The organism is Pseudomonas sp. P9_2, from assembly GCF_034008255.1.
In the GTDB taxonomy this organism is placed as follows: Bacteria; Pseudomonadota; Gammaproteobacteria; order Pseudomonadales; family Pseudomonadaceae; genus Aquipseudomonas; species Aquipseudomonas synxantha_A.
Genome location: NZ_CP125376.1, coordinates 129,685 through 150,120, shown reverse-complemented (window position 1 = coordinate 150,120; position 20,436 = coordinate 129,685). Strand labels below are relative to the sequence as shown.

General features: G+C 59.6%; 20 protein-coding genes. 13 read left to right on the top strand and 7 right to left on the bottom strand.

From position 1 onward, the window contains the following. Window positions 1-36: 36 nt before the first annotated feature. The 3 genes from eno (at window position 37) to ispD (ending at window position 2,483) form a co-directional block, all read left to right on the top strand. Complete coding sequence (gene eno / locus QMK52_RS00695; protein WP_003189193.1) at window positions 37-1,326, top strand: phosphopyruvate hydratase; 1,290 nt, start codon at window positions 37-39, stop codon at window positions 1,324-1,326. A 171-nt stretch (window positions 1,327-1,497) separates the two neighbouring features. Continuing rightward, window positions 1,498-1,776: a cell division protein FtsB gene (gene ftsB / locus QMK52_RS00690; RefSeq protein ID WP_003189195.1), complete on the top strand. Its 279-nt coding sequence runs from the start codon at window positions 1,498-1,500 to the stop codon at window positions 1,774-1,776. Continuing rightward, a complete protein-coding gene (gene ispD, locus QMK52_RS00685) occupies window positions 1,773-2,483 on the top strand; it encodes a 2-C-methyl-D-erythritol 4-phosphate cytidylyltransferase (RefSeq protein ID WP_005785745.1) in 711 nt (236 codons plus the stop codon). The genes ftsB and ispD overlap by 4 nt, the downstream gene beginning before the upstream one ends. A gap of 3 nt (window positions 2,484-2,486) precedes the next feature. On the opposite strand, the gene QMK52_RS00680 is transcribed toward ispD, so the two are convergent. Both QMK52_RS00680 and QMK52_RS00675 read right to left on the bottom strand, forming a co-directional pair. Further along, window positions 2,487-5,507 carry a membrane-targeted effector domain-containing toxin gene (locus QMK52_RS00680; RefSeq protein WP_005785747.1) on the bottom strand — a complete coding sequence of 1,007 codons (3,021 nt, stop codon included), beginning with the start codon at window positions 5,505-5,507 and terminating at the stop codon, window positions 2,487-2,489. Window positions 5,508-5,576: 69 nt separating this feature from the next. Beyond that, window positions 5,577-6,473, bottom strand: a complete 897-nt coding sequence (locus tag QMK52_RS00675; RefSeq protein ID WP_005785749.1) for a LysR substrate-binding domain-containing protein — start codon at window positions 6,471-6,473, stop codon at window positions 5,577-5,579. Window positions 6,474-6,582: 109 nt separating this feature from the next. Between QMK52_RS00675 and QMK52_RS00670 the strand changes: the two genes are divergently transcribed. The 8 genes from QMK52_RS00670 to rpoS all read left to right on the top strand — a co-directional run bounded on the left by QMK52_RS00670 (window position 6,583) and on the right by rpoS (window position 13,706). Further along, complete coding sequence (locus QMK52_RS00670) at window positions 6,583-7,695, top strand: S-(hydroxymethyl)glutathione dehydrogenase/class III alcohol dehydrogenase (protein WP_005785751.1); 1,113 nt, start codon at window positions 6,583-6,585, stop codon at window positions 7,693-7,695. 8 nt (window positions 7,696-7,703) lie between these two features. After that, complete coding sequence (gene fghA / locus QMK52_RS00665; protein WP_320403724.1) at window positions 7,704-8,549, top strand: S-formylglutathione hydrolase; 846 nt, start codon at window positions 7,704-7,706, stop codon at window positions 8,547-8,549. Between the two features lie 54 nt (window positions 8,550-8,603). Next, complete coding sequence (gene ispF / locus QMK52_RS00660) at window positions 8,604-9,077, top strand: 2-C-methyl-D-erythritol 2,4-cyclodiphosphate synthase (protein ID WP_005785755.1); 474 nt, start codon at window positions 8,604-8,606, stop codon at window positions 9,075-9,077. Further along, entirely contained in the window at window positions 9,074-10,132 is a 1,059-nt protein-coding gene (gene truD, locus QMK52_RS00655) for a tRNA pseudouridine(13) synthase TruD (RefSeq protein ID WP_005785757.1), read from the top strand. The genes ispF and truD overlap by 4 nt, the downstream gene beginning before the upstream one ends. Then, the gene (gene surE / locus QMK52_RS00650; RefSeq protein ID WP_005785760.1) at window positions 10,120-10,869 is read left to right on the top strand and encodes a 5'/3'-nucleotidase SurE; all 750 of its coding nucleotides are present in this window, start codon (window positions 10,120-10,122) and stop codon (window positions 10,867-10,869) included. The genes truD and surE overlap by 13 nt, the downstream gene beginning before the upstream one ends. A 41-nt stretch (window positions 10,870-10,910) precedes the next feature. Next, window positions 10,911-11,546, top strand: coding sequence for a protein-L-isoaspartate(D-aspartate) O-methyltransferase (locus QMK52_RS00645; RefSeq protein WP_010176736.1), 636 nt, complete (start codon window positions 10,911-10,913; stop codon window positions 11,544-11,546). A gap of 209 nt (window positions 11,547-11,755) precedes the next feature. Continuing rightward, window positions 11,756-12,592 carry a peptidoglycan DD-metalloendopeptidase family protein gene (locus QMK52_RS00640; protein WP_005785763.1) on the top strand — a complete coding sequence of 279 codons (837 nt, stop codon included), beginning with the start codon at window positions 11,756-11,758 and terminating at the stop codon, window positions 12,590-12,592. Between the two features lie 187 nt (window positions 12,593-12,779). Continuing rightward, window positions 12,780-13,706 (top strand): RNA polymerase sigma factor RpoS, encoded by a 927-nt coding sequence (gene rpoS, locus QMK52_RS00635; protein ID WP_413817856.1) that lies wholly within the window; start codon window positions 12,780-12,782, stop codon window positions 13,704-13,706. 148 nt (window positions 13,707-13,854) lie between these two features. Here rpoS and QMK52_RS00630 read toward each other — a convergent pair whose 3' ends face one another. Then, entirely contained in the window at window positions 13,855-14,064 is a 210-nt protein-coding gene (locus QMK52_RS00630; RefSeq protein ID WP_002554837.1) for a cold-shock protein, read from the bottom strand. Window positions 14,065-14,452: 388 nt separating this feature from the next. On the opposite strand from QMK52_RS00630, the gene dcd reads away from it, so the two are divergent. Next, a complete protein-coding gene (gene dcd, locus QMK52_RS00625; protein WP_320403723.1) occupies window positions 14,453-15,019 on the top strand; it encodes a dCTP deaminase in 567 nt (188 codons plus the stop codon). Between the two features lie 108 nt (window positions 15,020-15,127). Beyond that, on the top strand, window positions 15,128-15,325 hold the full coding sequence (locus QMK52_RS00620) for a hypothetical protein (RefSeq protein ID WP_005785769.1): 198 nt from the start codon (window positions 15,128-15,130) through the stop codon (window positions 15,323-15,325). A 24-nt stretch (window positions 15,326-15,349) separates the two neighbouring features. On the opposite strand, the gene pdeM is transcribed toward QMK52_RS00620, so the two are convergent. The 4 genes from pdeM to QMK52_RS00600 are packed head-to-tail and all read right to left on the bottom strand — an operon-like array spanning window position 15,350 to window position 20,434. After that, complete coding sequence (gene pdeM / locus QMK52_RS00615; RefSeq protein WP_005785771.1) at window positions 15,350-16,000, bottom strand: ligase-associated DNA damage response endonuclease PdeM; 651 nt, start codon at window positions 15,998-16,000, stop codon at window positions 15,350-15,352. Next, on the bottom strand, window positions 16,000-18,480 hold the full coding sequence (locus QMK52_RS00610) for a ligase-associated DNA damage response DEXH box helicase (protein WP_320403722.1): 2,481 nt from the start codon (window positions 18,478-18,480) through the stop codon (window positions 16,000-16,002). Before QMK52_RS00610 ends, pdeM begins: the two co-directional genes overlap by 1 nt. A gap of 57 nt (window positions 18,481-18,537) precedes the next feature. Continuing rightward, window positions 18,538-19,302, bottom strand: coding sequence for an ABC transporter ATP-binding protein (locus QMK52_RS00605; RefSeq protein WP_046071308.1), 765 nt, complete (start codon window positions 19,300-19,302; stop codon window positions 18,538-18,540). Window positions 19,303-19,315: 13 nt separating this feature from the next. Further along, window positions 19,316-20,434, bottom strand: coding sequence for a M14 family metallopeptidase (locus QMK52_RS00600; protein WP_320403721.1), 1,119 nt, complete (start codon window positions 20,432-20,434; stop codon window positions 19,316-19,318). Window positions 20,435-20,436: the final 2 nt, after the last annotated feature.

Below are 20,436 nucleotides of genomic sequence, written 5' to 3'. Positions count from 1 at the left end.
TGCGTCGTTTTCGTCAACTTTGGAGTGTTTACAACAATGGCAAAAATCGTCGACATCAAAGGTCGTGAAGTTCTCGACTCCCGTGGCAACCCCACCGTCGAAGCCGACGTGCTTCTCGATAACGGCATCATCGGCAGCGCCTGCGCGCCGTCCGGTGCTTCCACCGGTTCGCGCGAAGCGCTGGAACTGCGTGATGGCGACAAGAGCCGTTACCTGGGCAAGGGTGTACTCAAGGCTGTAGCCAACATCAATGGTCCGATTCGTGACCTGTTGCTGGGCAAGGACCCGCTGGACCAGAAAGCCCTGGACCACGCGATGATCAAGCTCGACGGCACTGAAAACAAAGGCAGCCTCGGCGCCAACGCAATCCTCGCCGTGTCCCTGGCTGCCGCCAAGGCAGCAGCTCAGGACCAGGACCTGCCGTTGTACGCGCACATCGCCAACCTGAACGGCACCCCGGGCGTCTACTCGATGCCGGTACCGATGATGAACATCATCAACGGTGGCGAGCACGCGGATAACAACGTCGACATCCAGGAATTCATGGTGCAGCCGGTGGGCGCCAAGTCCTTCTCCGAAGGCCTGCGCATGGGCACCGAGATTTTCCATCACCTCAAGGCTGTACTGAAGGCCCGTGGCCTGAGCACCGCTGTGGGTGACGAAGGTGGTTTTGCACCGAACCTGGCCTCCAACGAAGATGCACTGAAAGTGATCTCCGAAGCCGTGGCCAACGCCGGCTACAAACTGGGCACAGACGTGACCCTGGCCCTGGACTGTGCGGCCAGCGAATTCTATGAAGATGGCAAGTACAACCTGTCCGGCGAAGGCCAGGTGTTCAACTCCGAAGGTTTCGCTGAATACCTCAAGGGCTTGACCCAGCGCTACCCGATCATCTCGATCGAAGACGGCCTGGACGAGTCCGATTGGGATGGCTGGAAAATCCTCACCGACAAGATCGGCGAGAAAATCCAGCTGGTGGGCGACGACTTGTTCGTGACCAACACCAAGATCCTGAAAGAAGGCATCGACAAGAAGATCGCCAACTCGATCCTGATCAAGTTCAACCAGATCGGCACCTTGACCGAAACCCTGGAAGCCATCCAGATGGCCAAGGCTGCGGGCTACACCGCCGTGATCTCCCACCGCTCCGGCGAAACCGAAGATTCCACCATTGCCGACCTGGCCGTGGGCACTTCGGCGGGCCAGATCAAGACCGGCTCCCTGTGCCGTTCCGATCGCGTTTCCAAGTACAACCAATTGCTGCGCATCGAAGAGCAATTGGCAGGTAAAGCCAAGTACAACGGTCGCGGCGAGTTTCGCGGCTAAGCAGTAAATGGTAAAAAGTCGGCGGGTTGCGTCAGAAATTTCACGAAAGTGTGAATTTCGGCGCTAATCTGCTGACTGACAAGCGCAAGCCTGGTTTTTCCAGGCTTTGTGCTATCAGTTGCTGCAAAAGGTTTGCATGACTGTCTTTTTTCACTGGATATCCGGATTTCGATGCGCAGTCCCAATTGGTTGTTCCTCGTCTTGCTCTTGTTGCTGGCTGGCCTGCAGTACCGCCTATGGGTCGGTAATGGCAGCTTTGCGCAGGTGGAAGAACTGACCCAGCAAATTGCCGACCAGCGTGCCGAAAACGAACGCCTGCTGGAGCGCAACCGTGTCCTGGACGCCGAAGTGCTTGAGCTGAAAAAAGGTACGGAGACCGTTGAAGAGCGGGCTCGCCATGAGTTGGGCATGGTCAAGGAGGGCGAGACCCTCTACCAGTTGGCCCAATGAACAACGATCTACCGGCCTTCTGGGCCGTGATTCCTGCCGCGGGCGTCGGTGCCCGTATGGCCGCGGACCGTCCCAAGCAATACCTGCAATTGGGCGGGCGCACTATTCTCGAACACAGCCTCGGCTGTTTTCTCGACCACCCCTCGCTCAAGGGGCTGGTGGTCAGTCTTGCTGTTGATGATCCTTATTGGCCCACCCTGGCGTGCGCCACAGACCCGCGCATCCAGCGTGCGGACGGTGGCTCGGAACGCTCGGGCTCGGTGCTTAATGCGCTGCTGCACCTTAATGCCCTGGGTGCCAGCGATGATGACTGGGTGCTGGTGCATGACGCGGCGCGGCCTAACTTGAGCCGTGATGACCTCGATAAACTCCTGGCTGAACTGGCGGATGACCCGGTGGGCGGTCTGCTGGCGGTGCCGGCTCGCGACACGCTCAAGCGCGTCGACAAGCATGGCCGCGTGGTGGAAACCGTTGACCGCAGCCTGATCTGGCAGGCTTATACGCCGCAGATGTTCCGCCTGGGGGCCTTGCACCGCGCCTTGGCCGACAGCCTGGTGGCGGACGCCGTGATCACCGACGAAGCGTCGGCCATGGAATGGTCCGGCCAGGCGCCACGGCTGGTCGAAGGGCGTGCGGACAATATCAAGGTCACCCGCCCCGAAGACCTTGAATGGCTGCGTCAGCGCCGGGCTTATCAGGCGTCCTGACCCTCAGCCGTAGACTTGCTCCAACCCGGGCAGGGTTTTCAGCTCGCTCACCAATGCCTCAATGCTGTCGAATGGCTTCTCATCAATAGGCCAGCCGACCACGTTGATGGAGTTCCGGCCTTCCTGGCTGTTGATCCTGAAACTGCGCAGGTCCCCGCGTCGGGATCGATAGTCAATGTGGGTGGCCTCGGTGAGCATGAATTGGCCTGGCCGTGTCAGCAGTGCCTGGGCCGACTTCACTACTCGACTGTGCGAAGGGCCGGGTTGTGATTCCATTGAGTGCTGCAACGCGGCAGGATCAACGCGCAAGACCAGGTTGGCTTTGACCGTGCCTTCCCCTTTGTTCAGGCCCAGGCTGGCGGTGCGCCCCGGATCGACTTCGATGCCCAACGGGTGGGTGCCCGTTCTATCTTCTATCCGCAGGCCGATGCTGCCGGTGAGTTCGGCCAGCCCAGGGATGTCCTTGAAGGTATTGGTATGGGTATCGCCCACCAGTGCGACCCATTTACCGGGTTGGCGCTTGGAGGTCTGGATCCACTGAATCACCTCGGTGGCGTAATAGTTCATCATCCGCTGGCGCAGGGTTCCTGCACTGTCGCGCATATCGCGAAGTATGTAGCTCACGGTGCAGTCGATCGGCTGGATCTTGATTCCGGCCTCTCGGGCTTTGGTCACGACGTTTGTGAATGAGTAATAGTGGTTTCGAGGCAGTGGGTAGATCCCGTTCAGGAAGTTTGTCAGCGCCTCGGCCATGGGGGCGTTCTTCGACCGGTAAAAAGCCTTCAGCATCGGAATATGCACATCCGTCAGCAGATGTTCGAAGTAGATGCGTTTGACACCTTGGCTGGCGAGTATCTGCATGTTGTCGATCAGAAAGGCTTTGCTCGATTCGGCGCTGTGGCTTTCGCCGATCACGAGGCCGTCACTGGCACGTAGCAGTTTCTCGATAATGCTTCGCTGTGATTCGTTCAAGCTCAAGCGGGGGAGGACCGGCTGCAGGGGCGAGTAGGGCAGGTGGTGAAAGAAGATCGCCGAATCCTGGTTTAATTGGCTCCTTTTCTCAAAGAACAGTCTCCGGGCGTTGCTGATCGACTGTGCATCCATTCCGAAGGGTTCGAAGTCTTCCGAAAATGAGCTGGTGTCGGTGAGCATCTGCACGACGGTCTCGCGCACGGGCGCTGGCATCTGGTAGGCGCTGAAGAAACTCAACTGCTGGGTGCTACCAAACAGTTTGTAAACCCGTTGCCAGGCATTGCGAAATGCCCCCCCTCCGGTCAATCCGGCACGTCGCCATTGCAGGTCGGCGCTCTGAATAGCATAGAGACCCGTGGATTGAATCTTCTCGGGGGCTTCTGGATTATTCACGAACAGCTCAAAAGAACCCCAGTCATTCGGGCTTTTGTAGGTCAGGAAGGTCTCGCCCTGAATCCTGACGGTCTGCAAGCCGCTGGGGGATGTTGCAGCGACCAGGGGGCGAGTCTCGGTTTGGGCGGAGGCCTGAGTGATCACCTTGACGCTGATCTGGCCCTCCTCTGCCCGCGTAGCCGGGCCAAGCACGGGGCGTAACGCCTCAAGACTGCTCGCGCCTTTGCTGATGCCGTGGATAACCACCGGGAGCGCGTTCAGGGCGCCGAACACCATGCGCTCAACGGCGTGGGGTTTGTCCTTGAGCACGTCATCGGCGCCGATCGCCATGCCAGTCAAGCCTGAGGTAATGAAACAAAACTCCGCCAGCAACGCCGTGCCCATGGTCAGCGCCACGGGGATCGCCAGCAGGCAGGCTTTATCCAAGGCGTCGAGGGTGTCGGCCTTGAATGTGTCCAAGGGCGAGACAACGGTTTTGGCTGCCAATTTTGCAATCCGACTGCGGATCTGTCGTGCGATAAACGCAAATGGGTTGCTTCTGAGCGCCGGATACATTGGGTTATTAATGTATTGCTCGGGGTCCCAATAACCGTTGCGCAACAAGCTATTGAAAAAACCGGGGGGGCTGGAAGATTCCGGGTACATCGCCATACCGATCAGTGCTTCCTCGACACCACTGTAGATCAGGCCGGAGTCAATCGAGTCGGGTTCAAAGTGGTTGGTCAGCGCTTTGCGCTGGGTCGGGTCCTTGGCCACTTTTACCAGCGCATTGCGCATGTCCGTTGGGCTGTTGAAACCATGGATAGGGGAGGAGTTGCCGGGGACGTACAGCAGGGTGATCTGGCTCTGGGTGTCGGTAATCGTAAGAATGTCGGTGGCGTCGAACTGATGAATGCGCAGCACGCGCACGGATAAGTTTTTATCCGGTGAGTAGGGCGCCTGAAAATCCTCAAGAGTCAGGTTGCTGGCGTCCCTGTCGACGCCGATACCTGCCGCTCGTGCAGCCAGTTGCCGTTCTGCTTCGGTGAGCGTGAATTCTTCGTACTGATTGAGGTAAGCCTTGGCGAAGGCGATGCGCATCAGGGTGGTGTAATTGTCCCGATGTTCCTCCCAGAATTGGGTGATGGCCTTGTCATAGGTTTGTTCAAAGTTGCTTGAGTCAATCACCTTTCTGAGAACAGCAGGCGCGATCTCCAGTTGGGTGGTCGGGTCGTAGACCTGAGGTTCGCTTTGCCGGTAAAGCGCCTCATACCGTCTGGGCGGAATCCAGCCGGAAGTGATGAACTCTTCGTTGAACATTTGCGGTATGCGGTTATCCATCAGGCGCGGCAGTTCATCAACGATATTGAAGTACGGCGCGATAGTGGAAAAGCCCGTGTTGTTGATCATGCCGCCAGGGGCATGGGGCGCATTGCAGATCATGGCCTCGGTCAGGCTCATGGATTGGACGATCACTGCGGTGTAGGGGGCATCGGGGTTGTCGAGGTTGTATTCCAGAGTGGTCAGGAACGTAGTATCCGGGTCCAGTTGTTCCTGAGTGAATGGTTGTAGATGCTCGCAAAGCAATTGGGCTGCGATAGCGCTGGGCACCGGAAAGTCGGCCAGAACCTTTCGGACAAAATGATTGATGTGCTGGAGTTGCCGAGTGTTGGACGTCATGGGCTTGCCTGGTTTTCTAATGAAAGCGGTTATTAACCGGTGTCCAGGCAATGCACGAACGGTAGCTGTTTATGTTCGATAGACCGAATTGTCACCCAAGCCTTCTTTGAGAAAGTCCACCAGCTTCCTGACCTTCGGCGACAAATGCCGCTGCTGCGGGTACAGCGCCCACACCGCCGTATTCGGTGGCTGATGCGCCTCCAGCAACGACACCAGCGCACCACTGTGCAAGTGCTCCAGCACGTAATAATCCGGCAACTGACACAGCCCTACACCTTGCAGCGCCGCATCCAGCACCGCCTGCCCACTGTTACAGCGCCAGTTTCCCTGAACCCTTTGGGAAAATTCCCGCCCGTCCTGGGCCAGTTGCCAGATATCCGAGCTGCCGATCAGGCAGTTATGCCGACTCAGTTCCGACAAGCTATGTGGCCGACCATAGCGTTCCAGGTAGGAAGGGGAGGCGCACAGGTACATGCGCCGCGGTGCCAGGCGGCTGGCGACCATGCGCGAGTCTTGCAGGCGACCCAGGCGGATGGCCAAATCCAGGCCCTCGTGCACCAGATCCAATTGACGGTTGCTCAGTTCGATATCCACCCGCAGTTGCGGATAGAGCGCCATGAACCGGGTCACCAGTGGCACGATAAAGCGCTCGCCATAGGCGACTGCGCAGGTCATGCGCAACATGCCCTTGGGTTCGCTGGTGAGGTCGCCTACCGCCCGCAGGGCTTCTTCGCGACCGTCCTGCAAACGCTGGCAATGCTGCAGAAACGTCTGACCCGCTTCGGTCAGCGTCACCTTGCGTGTACTGCGATACAACAGGCGCGTTTGCAGGCGCTCCTCCAGGCGTGCCACCTGGCGGCTTATATGGGACGACGATACTCCCAGGCGCTCGGCCGCCGCCGTGAATTGGCTGCACTCGGCCACTGCGACGAATTCGTCGATGCCTTCCCAGCGGTTTTCCAGCATGGTCATTATCCCTGTACAGCAATAAAGTTTTGCTTTTGTCTGGATTATTAATCAAGCAGCCATGTTTTACACTGCTGCAATCAATTTTTAACCCCCTGGAGAAACCCGGATGATCAAGTCCCGCGCCGCCGTAGCCTTCGAAGCCAAGAAGCCCCTTGAGATCGTGGAAGTGGACGTCGCCATGCCCAAGGCTGGCGAGGTGTTGTTGCGGGTGGTTGCCTCCGGCGTGTGCCACACCGACGCCTATACGTTGTCGGGTGCGGACCCGGAAGGCATTTTTCCGTCGATCCTGGGCCACGAAGGCGGCGCAGTGGTCGAAGCCATCGGCGAGGGCGTAACTTCAGTCGCTGTCGGCGATCATGTGATCCCGCTGTACACCCCGGAATGTGGCAAGTGCAAATTCTGCCTGTCGGGCAAGACCAACCTGTGCCAGGCCATCCGCTCTACCCAAGGCAAAGGCCTGATGCCGGATGGCACCACGCGTTTCTCCTACAAAGGCCAGCCGATTTTCCACTACATGGGCACGTCGACGTTCTCCGAGTACACCGTGTTGCCGGAAATCTCCGTGGCCAAGATTCCTAAGGAAGCGCCGCTGGAAAAAGTCTGCCTGCTTGGTTGCGGCGTCACCACAGGCATCGGCGCGGTGCTCAACACCGCCAAGGTCAAACCGGGCGACACCGTGGCTATCTTCGGGCTGGGCGGTATCGGCCTGTCGGCTGTGATCGGCGCGGTCAAGGCCAAGGCCGGTCGCATCATCGCCATCGACATCAACCCGGCCAAATTCGAAATCGCCAAGCAACTGGGGGCTACCGACTGCATTAACCCGAAAGATTACGACCGCCCAATCCAGGACGTAATTGTCGATTTGACCGACGGCGGCGTGGACTTTTCCTTCGAGTGCATCGGCAATGTGCAACTGATGCGTGCGGCGCTTGAGTGCTGCCATAAAGGCTGGGGCGAGTCGGTGATCATCGGCGTGGCCGGTGCCGGCCAGGAAATCGCTACGCGTCCGTTCCAACTGGTCACCGGGCGCGTCTGGCGCGGTTCGGCATTCGGTGGCGTACGTGGGCGCACAGAGCTGCCAAGCTACGTGGAAATGGCCCAGACCGGTGAGATCCCGCTGGACACCTTCATCACCCACACCATGGGCCTTGAAGATATCAACAAAGCGTTTGACCTGATGCATGAAGGCAAGAGCATTCGTACCGTCATTCACTTCTGAGGTCGGCCATGAGTCTGGAAAACCTGTCATGCCAGAAGAGCTTCGGCGGCTGGCATAAACGCTACAAGCATCATTCCGATATGCTCGGTTGCGACATGACCTTCGCCGTCTATCTGCCGCCGCAAGCAGAGCAGGGCGGTAAGTTGCCGGTACTGTACTGGCTGTCCGGCTTGACCTGCACCGATGAGAACTTCATGCAGAAGGCTGGTGCCCAGCGCATCGCCGCCGAGCTGGGTTTGATTATCGTCGCACCGGACACCAGCCCCCGCGGCCCCGGTGTGCCGGACGATCCGGACAACGCCTGGGACTTCGGCCTCGGCGCTGGTTTCTATCTGAACGCCACGCAGGAGCCCTGGGCCAAGCACTATCGGATGCATGACTACGTGGTGCAGGAGTTACCGGCCTTGGTGGAGGCGCATTTCCCGGCGTCGGCTAAACGCGGCATCAGCGGTCATTCCATGGGCGGACATGGCGCATTGGTATGCGCGCTGCGTAACCCGGGACGCTACCAATCGGTGTCGGCGTTTTCGCCAATCAACAATCCGATGGACTGCCCCTGGGGGCAGAAAGCTTTTTCCCGTTACCTGGGCGAAGAGCGTTCCAAGTGGCGAGAATGGGATGCCTGCGTGCTGATCAGCGAAGCCTCGGAAAAACTGCCGCTACTGGTGGACCAGGGCGATCGTGACGATTTCCTTGCGGTTCAGCTCAAGCCCGAGGCCCTGCTGCAAGCGTCCAAGGCGGCCAACCATCCGTTGGAACTGCGCCTGCAACCTGGCTACGACCACAGCTACTTTTTCATCGCCAGCTTCATCGAAGACCATTTGCGCCATCATGGTCGTGCTTTGCTCGGTTAATGTGAGGCAAAAGTAGGTAGAATCACGCCCTGAATTAAATCGGGGCGTTTTTTTATGCGTATTGGCCACGGCTACGATGTGCACCGTTTCGCTGAGGGCGATTTCATCACCTTGGGCGGCGTGCGCATTGCACATCACCATGGGTTGCTGGCTCATTCCGACGGCGACGTTGTCTTGCATGCCTTGAGCGATGCCTTGCTCGGCGCGGCGGCATTGGGCGATATCGGCAAGCACTTTCCGGACACCGATCCGACCTTCAAGGGTGCGGACAGCCGTGCGTTGTTGCGCCATGTGGTCGGGTTGATCCATGCCAAGGGCTGGAAGGTCGGCAACGTCGACAACACCATCGTGGCCCAGGCGCCGAAGATGGCCCCCCATATTGAAACGATGCGTGCGCTGATTGCCGCAGACCTGCAAATTGAACTGGATCAAGTCAACGTGAAAGCCACCACCACCGAAAAGCTCGGGTTTACCGGTCGTGAAGAGGGCATCGCCGTGCACTCCGTTGCCTTGTTGCTGCGCGCATGAACGACTTGCAACTGCTGGGCCCGCGGGCCTACGGCGAGGCCCTGGGCAGCGCGGTGCTGAAGGCGACGGCAGAAGACTTCCAGGTTGATGAGGTGCTGGACATCCCGTTGACTGGTGACGGTGAGCACCTGTGGCTGTGGGTGGAAAAGCGCGGCTTGAATACTGAAGAGGCCGCACGGCGTATCGCCAAGGCCGCCGGTGTGTCGCTGCGCACCGTCAGCTATGCCGGGCTCAAGGACCGTCAGGCCCTGACCCGCCAATGGTTCAGCGTACAGTTGCCCGGCAAGGCCGACCCGGACCTGAGCGGTGCGGAAAACGACACCCTCAAGATCCTGAAAACCACCCGCCACAAGCGCAAGTTGCAACGTGGTGCGCATTCGGCCAACGGCTTTACCTTGCGCCTGACCCAACTGGCCGGCGATACCGCCGCCATCGACGCGCGTTTGCAGTTGATTGCCCGGCATGGCATTCCCAATTATTTCGGCGCCCAGCGCTTTGGCCACAACGGTGGCAACGTGGTGGATGCCCGTGAATGGGCGGCTCGCAAGGCCCTGCCGGAGCAACGCAACGTGCGTTCGCGATTGCTGTCCACCGCTCGTAGCTACTTGTTCAACAAAGTGCTGGCAGCGCGTGTCGCCGACGGCTCCTGGCAGCGCGCCCAGGTGGGTGACCTGCTGGCCTTTACCGACAGCCGCAGTTTTTTCCCTGCAGGGGAGGCTGAATGCAGCGACCCGCGTTTGGCGATCCTGGACTTGCACCCGACGGGCCCACAATGGGGCGAAGGCGACTCGCCGGCGAAAGGTCTTACGCATGATCTGGAACAATCTGTCGCTGCCAGCGAATCCGACCTACGTGATTGGCTGGTGAATGCAGGAATGAGCCAGGAACGTCGCATTCTGCGACTGCCCATTGGCGGGTTGACGTGGCATTATCCCGGGCCTGACATTCTGCAATTGGAATTCGTCCTGCCGGCCGGATGCTTCGCCACTGTCTTGGTGCGCGAGCTTGTTGATCTGGTGCCGGTGGGGCAGACGGACAGCCCATGCGTATTCTGATATCAAACGATGACGGTGCCACCGCACCCGGTCTTGCCGCGCTCTATGCTGCGCTGCAGGATTACGCCGAGTGCGTGGTGGTTGCCCCCGACCAGGACAAGAGCGGCGCCAGCAGTTCGCTGACGCTCGACCGTCCGCTGCACCCGCAGGTTCTGGCCAATGGCTTTATCAGCGTAAACGGCACCCCCACCGACTGCGTGCACCTGGCAATCAACAGTTTGCTGGAGCATGAGCCGGACCTGGTGGTCTCGGGAATCAACCTGGGCGCCAACCTGGGTGATGACGTGCTGTATTCCGGCACTGTGGCGGCGGCCCTTGAAGGGCGCTTCCTGGGGCGCACCGCGTTCGCCTTTTCCTTTGCTTCGCGGCAACTGGATAACCTGGCAACCGCGGCGTATTTCGCGCGCAAGCTGGTGCAGGCCCATGAGTCACTGGACCTGCCGCCGCGTACGGTACTCAACGTGAATATTCCCAATCTGCCCCTCGACCGTATCCGCGGTATCCAGCTGACGCGCCTGGGCCATCGCGCCCGAGCGGCGGCGCCCCTGAAGGTGGTCGACCCGCGCGGCAAGGAAGGCTATTGGATCGCCGCGGCCGGTGATGCCGAGGATGGCGGGGAGGGCACGGATTTTCATGCGGTGATGCAAGGCTATGTGTCAATTACCCCGTTGCAATTGGATCGCACCTTCAGTGATGCCTTCAGTGGCCTCGATGGCTGGCTGGAGGGACTGCGTTGATGGCTCGTGAACAAGACGACTTGTTGCGCCGTGGCATCGGGATGACTTCCCAGCGCACCCGGGAGCGGTTGATCCAGCGTCTGTACGAAGAAGGCTTGTCCAACGCCCAGGTGCTGGAAGTGATTCGGCGTACGCCGCGGCACCTGTTTGTCGATGAGGCCCTGGCGCACCGCGCCTATGAAGACACGGCGTTGCCTATCGGCCACAACCAGACCATCTCCCAGCCCTATATGGTTGCGCGCATGAGCGAGCTGTTGCTGGCGGCCGGGCCCCTGGACAAGGTGCTGGAGATCGGCACCGGCTCCGGTTACCAGACAGCCGTGCTGTCGCAGTTGGTAGAGCGAGTGTTTTCGGTAGAGCGCATCAAGGTGCTGCAGGACCGTGCCAAGGAGCGTCTGGTAGAACTGAACCTGCGCAACGTGGTGTTTCGCTGGGGCGATGGCTGGGAAGGCTGGCCGGCGCTGGCGCCGTACAACGGCATTATTGTCACCGCCGTGGCCACCGATGTGCCTCAAGCCCTGTTGGATCAGTTGGCGCCTGGCGGGCGGCTGGTCATCCCGGTGGGCTCCGGCGAAGTGCAACAGTTGATGCTTATTATCCGCGAGGAAGAAGGTTTTTCCCGGCACGTGCTGGGCGCAGTGCGCTTCGTGCCGCTGTTGAATGGCCCCTTGGCCTGAGCATTTATTCCCTGGCAGTGAATTCTGCTGGCGAGGATGTGTCTTACGCCGGGGTCTATTGAATCAACAGGCTTGGCAGCCGCAATTGAACAAGATGAATTTTTCGTTTCAGTCGGGTGCCAGTAAAAAGCCAATGCCCAGTTATACTTGCGTCATATTTCAAGCCTGATCCAGGCGTTAACGTTCAGCCACCACAAAGGGAGCGGCGGGTGAGTCTCACAGGTCCTGCGCAGCGAATGAGTAAAACAAGCTTTCAGCGACTGGTGCTTGGCCTTGTCTTGAGTTCCTTATTGGCCGCCTGCTCGAGCACGCCATCGGGCGGTGCGCGTGTCGTTGACCGCACCAACGCAGCACCGCAGCGGCCCACGGTGACCACGGGCCAGTATGTGGTGCGCAAAGGCGACACACTGTTCTCCATTGCCTTCCGTTATGGCTGGGACTACAAGGCGCTGGCTGCTCGTAACAACATTCCCGTGCCCTATACCATTCATCCAGGGCAGACCATTCGTTTCGATGGCCGCACAGGTTCGGCGGCTACGGCAGTTGTGACAAAGTCGGGATCTTCGCCATCGTCTTCGAGCAAAACCACCATCATCACCCGGCCTGCAGGCAGTGCTGCGCCTAGCGTTGCAAGTAAGCCCGCTCCCGCGCCGTTGCCACCTGCAGGGCCGGCGCCGACCGGCTGGGGTTGGCCTTCAAATGGCGTACTGATTGGAAAATTCTCTTCAAACGGTAGTTTGAATAAAGGCATTGATATCGCCGGGGATTTGGGACAGCCTGTTTTGGCTGCGTCTGATGGGACAGTGGTGTACGCCGGGAGTGGTCTACGGGGCTACGGCGAGCTGGTCATCATCAAACACAGCGATACCTACGTCAGTGCCTACGGTCATAACCGCAGGCTGTTGGTTCGGGAGGGGCAGCAGGTCAAAGTCGGACAGACAATTGCCGAAATGGGTTCAACGGGCACAGACCGGGTGAAACTGCACTTTGAGATTCGCCGCCAAGGGAAGCCTGTAGATCCGCTGCAATTCCTGCCCCGTCGTTGATGTGTTGCACAGCCTGTTCCCTCACGTAGAAGGAACAGGCTCCAGCGTTGCCAAGGATAAAGGCGTCGCTTGAGCTTGAGGTCGAACTCACCAAAGGACTATAACAATGGCTCTCAGTAAAGAAGCGCCGGAGTTTGACATCGACGATGAGGTTCTCCTTATGGGGGCCGAAATCGCTACGGAACCGATGTCAGAGAATGAAGGAGCGGCACCACCTTCAGTTCGTACCAAATCCAGGAGCGCCTCCGCGTTAAAGCAACACAAGTACATTGACTACACCCGGGCGCTCGATGCGACTCAGTTGTACCTCAATGAAATCGGCTTTTCCCCTCTGCTCACTCCCGAAGAAGAAGTCCATTTTGCGCGCTTGTCGCAGAAGGGCGATCCGGCTGGGCGCAAACGCATGATTGAAAGCAACCTGCGCCTGGTGGTGAAAATCGCCCGACGCTACGTCAATCGTGGGCTGTCGCTGCTGGACTTGATCGAAGAGGGCAACCTGGGCTTGATCCGGGCGGTGGAAAAGTTCGACCCCGAGCGGGGCTTCCGCTTCTCGACGTATGCTACCTGGTGGATTCGCCAGACCATCGAACGGGCGATCATGAATCAGACCCGTACGATCCGGCTGCCGATCCATGTGGTCAAGGAGCTCAACGTCTACCTGCGGGCGGCGCGTGAGCTGACGCAAAAACTCGATCATGAACCTTCGCCTGAAGAGATCGCCAACCTGCTGGAAAAACCGGTAGGGGAGGTCAAGCGCATGCTGGGCCTTAACGAGCGTGTATCGTCGGTCGACGTCTCGCTGGGGCCGGATTCGGATAAAACCCTGCTGGACACCCTGACGGATGATCGCCCGACCGATCCCTGCGAGCTGTTGCAGGACGATGATCTTTCCCAAAGTATTGACCAGTGGCTGTCAGAGCTTACGGACAAGCAGCGTGAGGTGGTGATTCGCCGCTTCGGCCTGCGTGGTCACGAGAGCAGCACCCTGGAAGACGTAGGCCTGGAGATTGGCCTGACCCGTGAGCGGGTGCGGCAGATCCAGGTGGAGGGCCTCAAGCGCTTGCGTGAGATCCTTGAGAAGAATGGCTTGTCGAGTGAGTCGTTGTTCCAGTAAGCCACGCCGCTTGAAAGCTTGGATGTGGGAGGGGGCAAGCCCCTCCCACATTTTTTATGCCCGGCTTTTGTTCAGGTCTCCCCCAAAATCCAGGCATAAAAAAACCCCGCTTTTAAGGGCGGGGTTTTTTCGACTGAGTCAGTACAAGTTAGATAACTTGAACTTCTTCAGCTTGCATGCCTTTCTGACCGCGGGTAGCGATGAAAGAAACCTGTTGGCCTTCTTTCAGGCTTTTGAAGCCGTCGGATTGGATAGCTTTGAAGTGAACGAACAGGTCGTCACCGGATTGTGGAGTGATGAAGCCGAAGCCTTTTTCATCGTTGAACCACTTAACGGTACCAGTTTGGCGATTAGACATGGTGTAACTCCTTGGACAAAGTTAACTGCGACTCAGGAAAAGCCCTGGCCGAGACTGAGTGCAAAGAGCAGGAAAAATTCTTGGAGATGGTTGGATCGAAATTCAACATATCGTGTAGAGATTCTCAGTGACACAAGCAGCACAGTGGCGCCACCTTAACCCTTTTTCCGGAACGTGCCAATGGTATTTCCGAAGGTTTCTCTATTTTCGTGACTGGCGGTGGTATTTACAGCCCTCCCTGACAGCAGTCCCGGCCCCGGCCATGTTGGCTGAGGCTTATAGCGGGCAGGGCTTTGATCAAGAAAACCCTTGCGGCCTTTGAACCCCAAGGCTGGCCCCGGTAAGATGGCCCACAGATTTTTTCCACCTCGCTATTCAGGACACCGCCATGAGCATCAAATCGGACAAGTGGATTCGCCGCATGGCGCAGGAACACGGCATGATCGAGCCGTTCGTCGAGCGCCAGATTCGTGGCTCGGGCGACGAGCGGGTGATTTCGTACGGGGTCTCCAGCTATGGCTATGACGTGCGTTGCGCCGATGAATTCAAGGTGTTCACCAACATCAATTCGGCGATTGTCGATCCGAAGAACTTCGATGAAAAAAGCTTCGTCGACGTCAAGAGTAACGTGTGCATCATCCCGCCCAACTCCTTTGCCCTGGCGCGTACCGTGGAATTCTTCCGCATTCCCCGCGACGTATTGACCATCTGCCTGGGTAAAAGCACTTACGCTCGTTGCGGCATTATCGTCAACGTCACCCCGCTTGAGCCGGAGTGGGAAGGCCATGTGACCCTGGAGTTCTCCAACACCACCACCTTGCCGGCAAAGATCTATGCCAATGAGGGCGTGGCACAGATGCTGTTCCTGCAGTCGGACGAGGCTTGTGAAGTGTCCTACAAAGACCGTGCCGGCAAGTACCAGGGCCAGCGTGGCGTCACTCTCCCACGCGCTTGATCGAAAGCTCCTACGGTTAAAGGGAATTAGTCTGCACAAAGTGACTCTATTCAGGTGTACTGCCTCGGCGCGTGCAAAACGCGTCGGGCCACGCTTGAGGAGTACCTTATGAAGATCGACCCGCGAATCAGCGCAGAACTCGCCCGGCTTGAACCCAACCAGATTGGTGTTCTGGCCTGGTCCCTGATGGCCAACCCTGCCCATGCAGGCGGCATTCCAGGCCAACCCGAACCCGATTACCCCCAGCCTACCGAACCCGGTGAGCCGACCCTGCCAGACGAGCCACCGCCCGCGCCTGTCGCCTGATACCTGGACGTCCAATCAGTCACATTACTGAATGGGCCATACCTTGTGTTCGCCGATGACAAAGATTCGGTGCTCATCGTCCTGCTGCACGGCATAGCCCCCGGTAAAGGCGCCAAACGCCGGCAGCAGGCTGACCCGTTCGCCGATCTGGAAGCACGGCAAGCGCAAGCGCTCGCGGCCCTTGCCGCGCAGGTGGTACACCGGATGCACATGCCCCGCCAATACGTGGTGGCTGGCATGGGCGTCAGGCTCATGTTGCAGGGCGAAAGGGCCCATCAGCAGCGGCTCTGGCACCACCTCGATCCTCAGGTCAGCAGGCGGGTCGCCTGCCCGTTTATCGTGATTGCCGCGAATCAGGGTCATCGCTAGGGCATCGTTACGTTCACGCCAGGCCCGGATCGCGCCGAGGGTGCCGCTGGCGTGAGAGCCTGGGCCATGCAGGAAGTCACCGAGAAAGATGACCTGCGTGCAAGGCACGGCCGAGAGCAGCTTGTCCAGGCGTTCCAGGTTGGCCGTTGTGGTGCCCTGCGGCACCGGTTGCCCGAGGCTGCGATAGGCTGATGCCTTGCCGAAATGCGCATCGGCTATCAGCAGGCACCGGCGAGCGGGCCAGTACACGGCCTTGTCCGCCAATAACCACAGTTCTTCGCCTGCAAGCGTCAGTGCACAATGCATCAAGCTTTTCCTTTGTCCGCGACTTTTTCCAGGTCCTTGACCATCCGGGCGATGCGCTCCGACAACTTCTCCGAACTCATGCTTTCGCGCATCCGTTCCACCAACAGCGGGAAGGCCAGGGGCGTGGGCCGCTGAATCGTGTGCATGTCCAGTTTCAGTGCCGATAGATGACTTAATGTCTCTTCCAGTCGACGAATATCCAACTCATCGCGCAAGACTTCTTCCCCGGCCTGGGCCAGCAGCAGGTTCAGCGGGTCATATTGCTTGAACACTTCAAAGAATAATCCGCTGGAAGCCTGCACCTGCCGCGTGCTTTTCGGCGCACCGGGATGCCCGGCAAACACCAGCCCGGCGATCCGCGCGATTTCGCGAAAGCGGCGCAGGGCCAGTTCTCCTGCGTTAAGGCTGGCGGCCACATCCTCCAGCAAGCGCTGGGGGCTCAGCAACGCCGTATTCAACAACAACGACCAGTTCACTGGCGTGGCGCTCAACAGTTCCAGGCCATAATCATTCACAGCTATGGAGAAGGTCACCGGCTGCTGCTGACTGACCCGCCACGCCAATAAGCTCGCCAGGCCCAGGTGCACCTGACGGCCGGCGAAGGGGTACAGAAACAGGTGCCAGCCTTCTCGCGATTGCAGGGTTTCGGCGAGCAGGTTGTCGCGCGTCGGCAGGCCAGACCAACGCAGTTGGGTTTGCAGCAGTGGCTGTACCGCCTGCATTTCCGGCCCGTCGAAACGCCCATGCGCCGCCGCGTCAAAACGTTCGACTACCGCTTGGGCCAGCTCGTTGGAAAGCGGCATACGCCCGCCATTCCAGCGTGGCACCGCGGCTTTTTTCGCACTGCTGCGGCGCACGTAGGCGGTCATGTTTTCCACGCGCACCAATTCCAGCAAACGCCCGGCGAACAGAAACCCATCCCCCGGCTTGAGCCGCGCAATAAAACCCTCTTCGACACTGCCCAGGTTCTTGCCGCCGCCGCCCTTGCTCCAGAATTTCAACTGGATACTGGCATCACTGACGATGGTACCGACGCTCATGCGGTGACGGCGTGCCAGGCGGGCATCCGGTACACGCCAGATGCCATGCTCATCGGGCTCCACACGGCGGTAATCCGGATAGGCGGTAAGTGACAGGCCGCCATGGCGTACAAACCCCAGGGCCCAGGCCCAATCCGCTTCGGTGAGATCGCGATAGGCCCAGGCGCCGCGCACCTCCGCCAGCAGCGCATCCGGGGTAAACCCACCCCCCAGGGCCATGCTGACCAAGTGCTGCACCAGGACGTCCAGCGGCTTGTGTGGCGATTCGCGCGCTTCGATGCGCCGTTGCGCAATTGCATCCTGGGCGGCAGCCGCCTCCACCAGTTCCAGACTATGGGTCGGCACCAGCGTCACCCGTGACGGCCGACCCGGTGCATGGCCGGAGCGCCCGGCGCGTTGCATCAGCCGCGCCACACCTTTTGCGGAGCCGATCTGCAACACTCGCTCCACCGGCAGGAAGTCCACACCCAAGTCGAGGCTGGAGGTGCACACCACCGCCTTGAGCTGCCCATCTTTCAATGCTCGTTCCACCCAATCCCGGGTCTCCCGCGATAACGAGCCGTGGTGCAGGGCAATCAATCCGGCCCAGTCCGGGCGGGCATCGAGAATCGCCTGATACCAGATCTCCGATTGCGCCCGGGTGTTGGTAAATATCAGGCAACTGCTGCTGGACTCTACCTCGGCGACCACTTGCGGCAACATCTTCAAGCCGATATGCCCGGCCCAGGGAAAGCGCTCGGTGACGGGCGGCAGCAAGGTGTCGACCTGTAGTGCCTTGGCTGTCTGCCCCTGTACATTGATCCCACCGCCCTGTGGGACCAGAACCTCCAAAGCGTGGGCCTGATTACCCAGGGTCGCGGAAATGCCCCACACCATCAACTCAGGATGCCAGCGCCGCAAGCGCGCCAGCGCCAGTTGCAACTGCACGCCACGCTTATTGCCGATCAACTCATGCCATTCATCCACGATCACCATGCGCAGGTGCGCCAGGCTCGTTTCACTGTCGGCCCGCGCCAGCATCAACGTCAGGCTTTCCGGAGTGGTGACCAATGCGGTGGGTTGACGACGGGTCTGGCGTGCGCGTTCGCTGCTGCTGGTGTCGCCGGTGCGCAGGCCCACGCTCCAGGGAATCTGCAGGGCGTCCAGCGGTGCCTGTAGGGCGCGTGCGGAGTCGGCGGCCAAGGCGCGCATGGGCGTGATCCACAACACGGTCAGCGGCTCAGCAGGTGGTTTGCGCTTGCCAGTGGCGGGCGGGCGAGTGATGGCGAAACGGTTGAGGGCGGCAAACCACAGGGCATAGGTTTTACCCGCGCCGGTGCTGGCATGCAGTAACCCTGATTGGCCCGCCTTGACCGCTGCCCAGACGTCTTTCTGAAAGGCGAACGGTTTCCAGCCTTTGGCGGCGAACCATTGTTTGGCGAAATCGTGGGTTTTTGCCATGCGGCAGCTGACGCTCTGGAGGCTCTATTGCAGAGACCCTCCAGACGTCGCAAAGGTTTATTTCAAATTGCCACTCAGAAACTGCTGCAGGCGTTCGCTTTTCGGATTGCCTAGCACATCCTCTGGTGTGCCTTGCTCTTCCACCAGGCCCTTGTGCAGGAACAGCACCTGGCTTGAAACCTTGCGCGCGAAGCTCATTTCGTGGGTCACCATGATCATGGTGCGGCCTTCCTCGGCCAGGCCCTGGATGACCTTCAACACTTCACCGACCAGCTCCGGGTCCAGAGCCGATGTGGGTTCATCGAACAGCATCACCTCCGGCTCCATGGCCAGGGCGCGGGCAATGGCCACCCGTTGCTGCTGACCGCCGGACAGGAACGCCGGGTATTGGTCCGCCACGCGTGCCGGCAGCCCGACCTTGTCCAGGTAACGGCGGGCACGGTCTTCGGCGTCTTTCTTGCTGCAACCCAACACGCGGCGCGGGGCCATGGTGATGTTTTCCAGCACGCTCATGTGGCTCCACAGGTTGAAGTGTTGGAACACCATCGCCAACCGTGTGCGCAAGCGTTGCAGTTCGGCGTCGTCGGCCACACGCATACCGTGGCGGTCGCTGACCATGCGGATCGTCTGGCCGTCCAGGGTCATGGCGCCATCGTTGGGGGTTTCCAGGAAGTTGATACAGCGCAGGAACGTGCTCTTGCCGGAGCCGCTGGCGCCGATCAGGCTGATCACGTCACCGGTCCTGGCCTTGAGCGAAACACCTTTGAGCACTTCATTGTCACCATAGCTTTTATGCAGGCCTTCAACGGTCAGTTTGTACATGGGGCGTGCATCCTCAAGGCGAAAGTAGATAGCCGCTGCGGTAGGCCTGCGTGCCGGCGATATGGCCGATGACCATCCCGGCAGTGGCCATGCGGCGTAGCGAACGGGCGTACAGCAGGCCGGCGTGCTCGCAGCGCACCGGCGTTACGCGGTCGGTAATGGGATCGATGATTTCGGCGACCAGTTGCCCGGCCTCCAGGTATTGACCCGGCAAGGTACTGAACACCAGCAAGCCGCCGACCGGGCTGGTGACGGGCTCCACACCCGCCAATGGCGTGGCCGGGTAAGCCAGGGCGGGCAGGGGCGTCACATCGCCGGTAATGGCGCCGAAGTGGATCAGGTAATCGATGATGGCCTGGCAGTCCAGCGCGGCAAGACCATGGTTTACATCGCCCTGGCCGCGCAGTTCGACGGTCACCGAAAAACTGCCCATGGGAATCGGGAAGCGCTCGCCGAAACGTTGCTGCAACTGCCACCACACCAGGGTGAAACACTCATCAAAGGACTGCCCGTCGGAGTCGGTGGCCAGCAGGTTGGCCTCGGAGCCGAGGTACCGCGCCAATGGCTCTACCTGTGGCCAGGCTTCAGGTGTGGTGTACAGGTGCGCCACGGCTTCGAAGTCGCAATGCAGGTCGAGCACCATGTCGGCATCACAGGCCAGGCGTTGCAGTACCAGACGTTGGGATTGCAGTTGGGTCTGGGCGGTGTGTGCGGCCAGGGCGCTGGACAATGCGCTGCGGATCAAGCGGGCATTGTGCTGGGGATCATCGCCTAGCAGCTCTTCGACCTGGTTGCCGACCTCTTCGCCAAGGTCGACGAACAGGCGATTGAAGTTCTGCCCGCTTTCCAGTTCATAGCGGCCCAAGGGGATATCCATCAACACTTGTTCGAGGCCCACCGGGTTGGCGACCGGCACCAGCACGATTTCGCTGCGCAAGCGCCCGGCCGCAGCCAGCTCGGCCAGGCGTACTTTCAAATGCCAGGCCACCAACATGCCCGGCAATTCATCGGCGTGCAGCGACGACTGGATATAGACCTTGCCTGCGGCCTGCTGCGGGCCGAAGTGAAAACTGTGTATCTGCCGCGCTGTGCCGGGCACCGGCGCGATCAGGTCATGTCGCTGATGGCGCATGA

Coding starts and splice junctions, on each gene's coding strand:
- eno (WP_003189193.1), top strand. CDS start 37: ATGGCAAAAATCGTCGACATCAAAGGTCGTGAAGTTCTCGACTCCCGT.
- ftsB (WP_003189195.1), top strand. CDS start 1,498: ATGCGCAGTCCCAATTGGTTGTTCCTCGTCTTGCTCTTGTTGCTGGCT.
- ispD (WP_005785745.1), top strand. CDS start 1,773: ATGAACAACGATCTACCGGCCTTCTGGGCCGTGATTCCTGCCGCGGGC.
- QMK52_RS00680 (WP_005785747.1), bottom strand. CDS start 5,507: ATGACGTCCAACACTCGGCAACTCCAGCACATCAATCATTTTGTCCGA.
- QMK52_RS00675 (WP_005785749.1), bottom strand. CDS start 6,473: ATGCTGGAAAACCGCTGGGAAGGCATCGACGAATTCGTCGCAGTGGCC.
- QMK52_RS00670 (WP_005785751.1), top strand. CDS start 6,583: ATGATCAAGTCCCGCGCCGCCGTAGCCTTCGAAGCCAAGAAGCCCCTT.
- fghA (WP_320403724.1), top strand. CDS start 7,704: ATGAGTCTGGAAAACCTGTCATGCCAGAAGAGCTTCGGCGGCTGGCAT.
- ispF (WP_005785755.1), top strand. CDS start 8,604: ATGCGTATTGGCCACGGCTACGATGTGCACCGTTTCGCTGAGGGCGAT.
- truD (WP_005785757.1), top strand. CDS start 9,074: ATGAACGACTTGCAACTGCTGGGCCCGCGGGCCTACGGCGAGGCCCTG.
- surE (WP_005785760.1), top strand. CDS start 10,120: ATGCGTATTCTGATATCAAACGATGACGGTGCCACCGCACCCGGTCTT.
- QMK52_RS00645 (WP_010176736.1), top strand. CDS start 10,911: ATGACTTCCCAGCGCACCCGGGAGCGGTTGATCCAGCGTCTGTACGAA.
- rpoS (WP_413817856.1), top strand. CDS start 12,780: ATGTCAGAGAATGAAGGAGCGGCACCACCTTCAGTTCGTACCAAATCC.
- QMK52_RS00630 (WP_002554837.1), bottom strand. CDS start 14,064: ATGTCTAATCGCCAAACTGGTACCGTTAAGTGGTTCAACGATGAAAAA.
- dcd (WP_320403723.1), top strand. CDS start 14,453: ATGAGCATCAAATCGGACAAGTGGATTCGCCGCATGGCGCAGGAACAC.
- QMK52_RS00620 (WP_005785769.1), top strand. CDS start 15,128: ATGAAGATCGACCCGCGAATCAGCGCAGAACTCGCCCGGCTTGAACCC.
- pdeM (WP_005785771.1), bottom strand. CDS start 16,000: ATGCATTGTGCACTGACGCTTGCAGGCGAAGAACTGTGGTTATTGGCG.
- QMK52_RS00610 (WP_320403722.1), bottom strand. CDS start 18,480: ATGGCAAAAACCCACGATTTCGCCAAACAATGGTTCGCCGCCAAAGGC.
- QMK52_RS00605 (WP_046071308.1), bottom strand. CDS start 19,302: ATGTACAAACTGACCGTTGAAGGCCTGCATAAAAGCTATGGTGACAAT.
- QMK52_RS00600 (WP_320403721.1), bottom strand. CDS start 20,434: ATGCGCCATCAGCGACATGACCTGATCGCGCCGGTGCCCGGCACAGCG.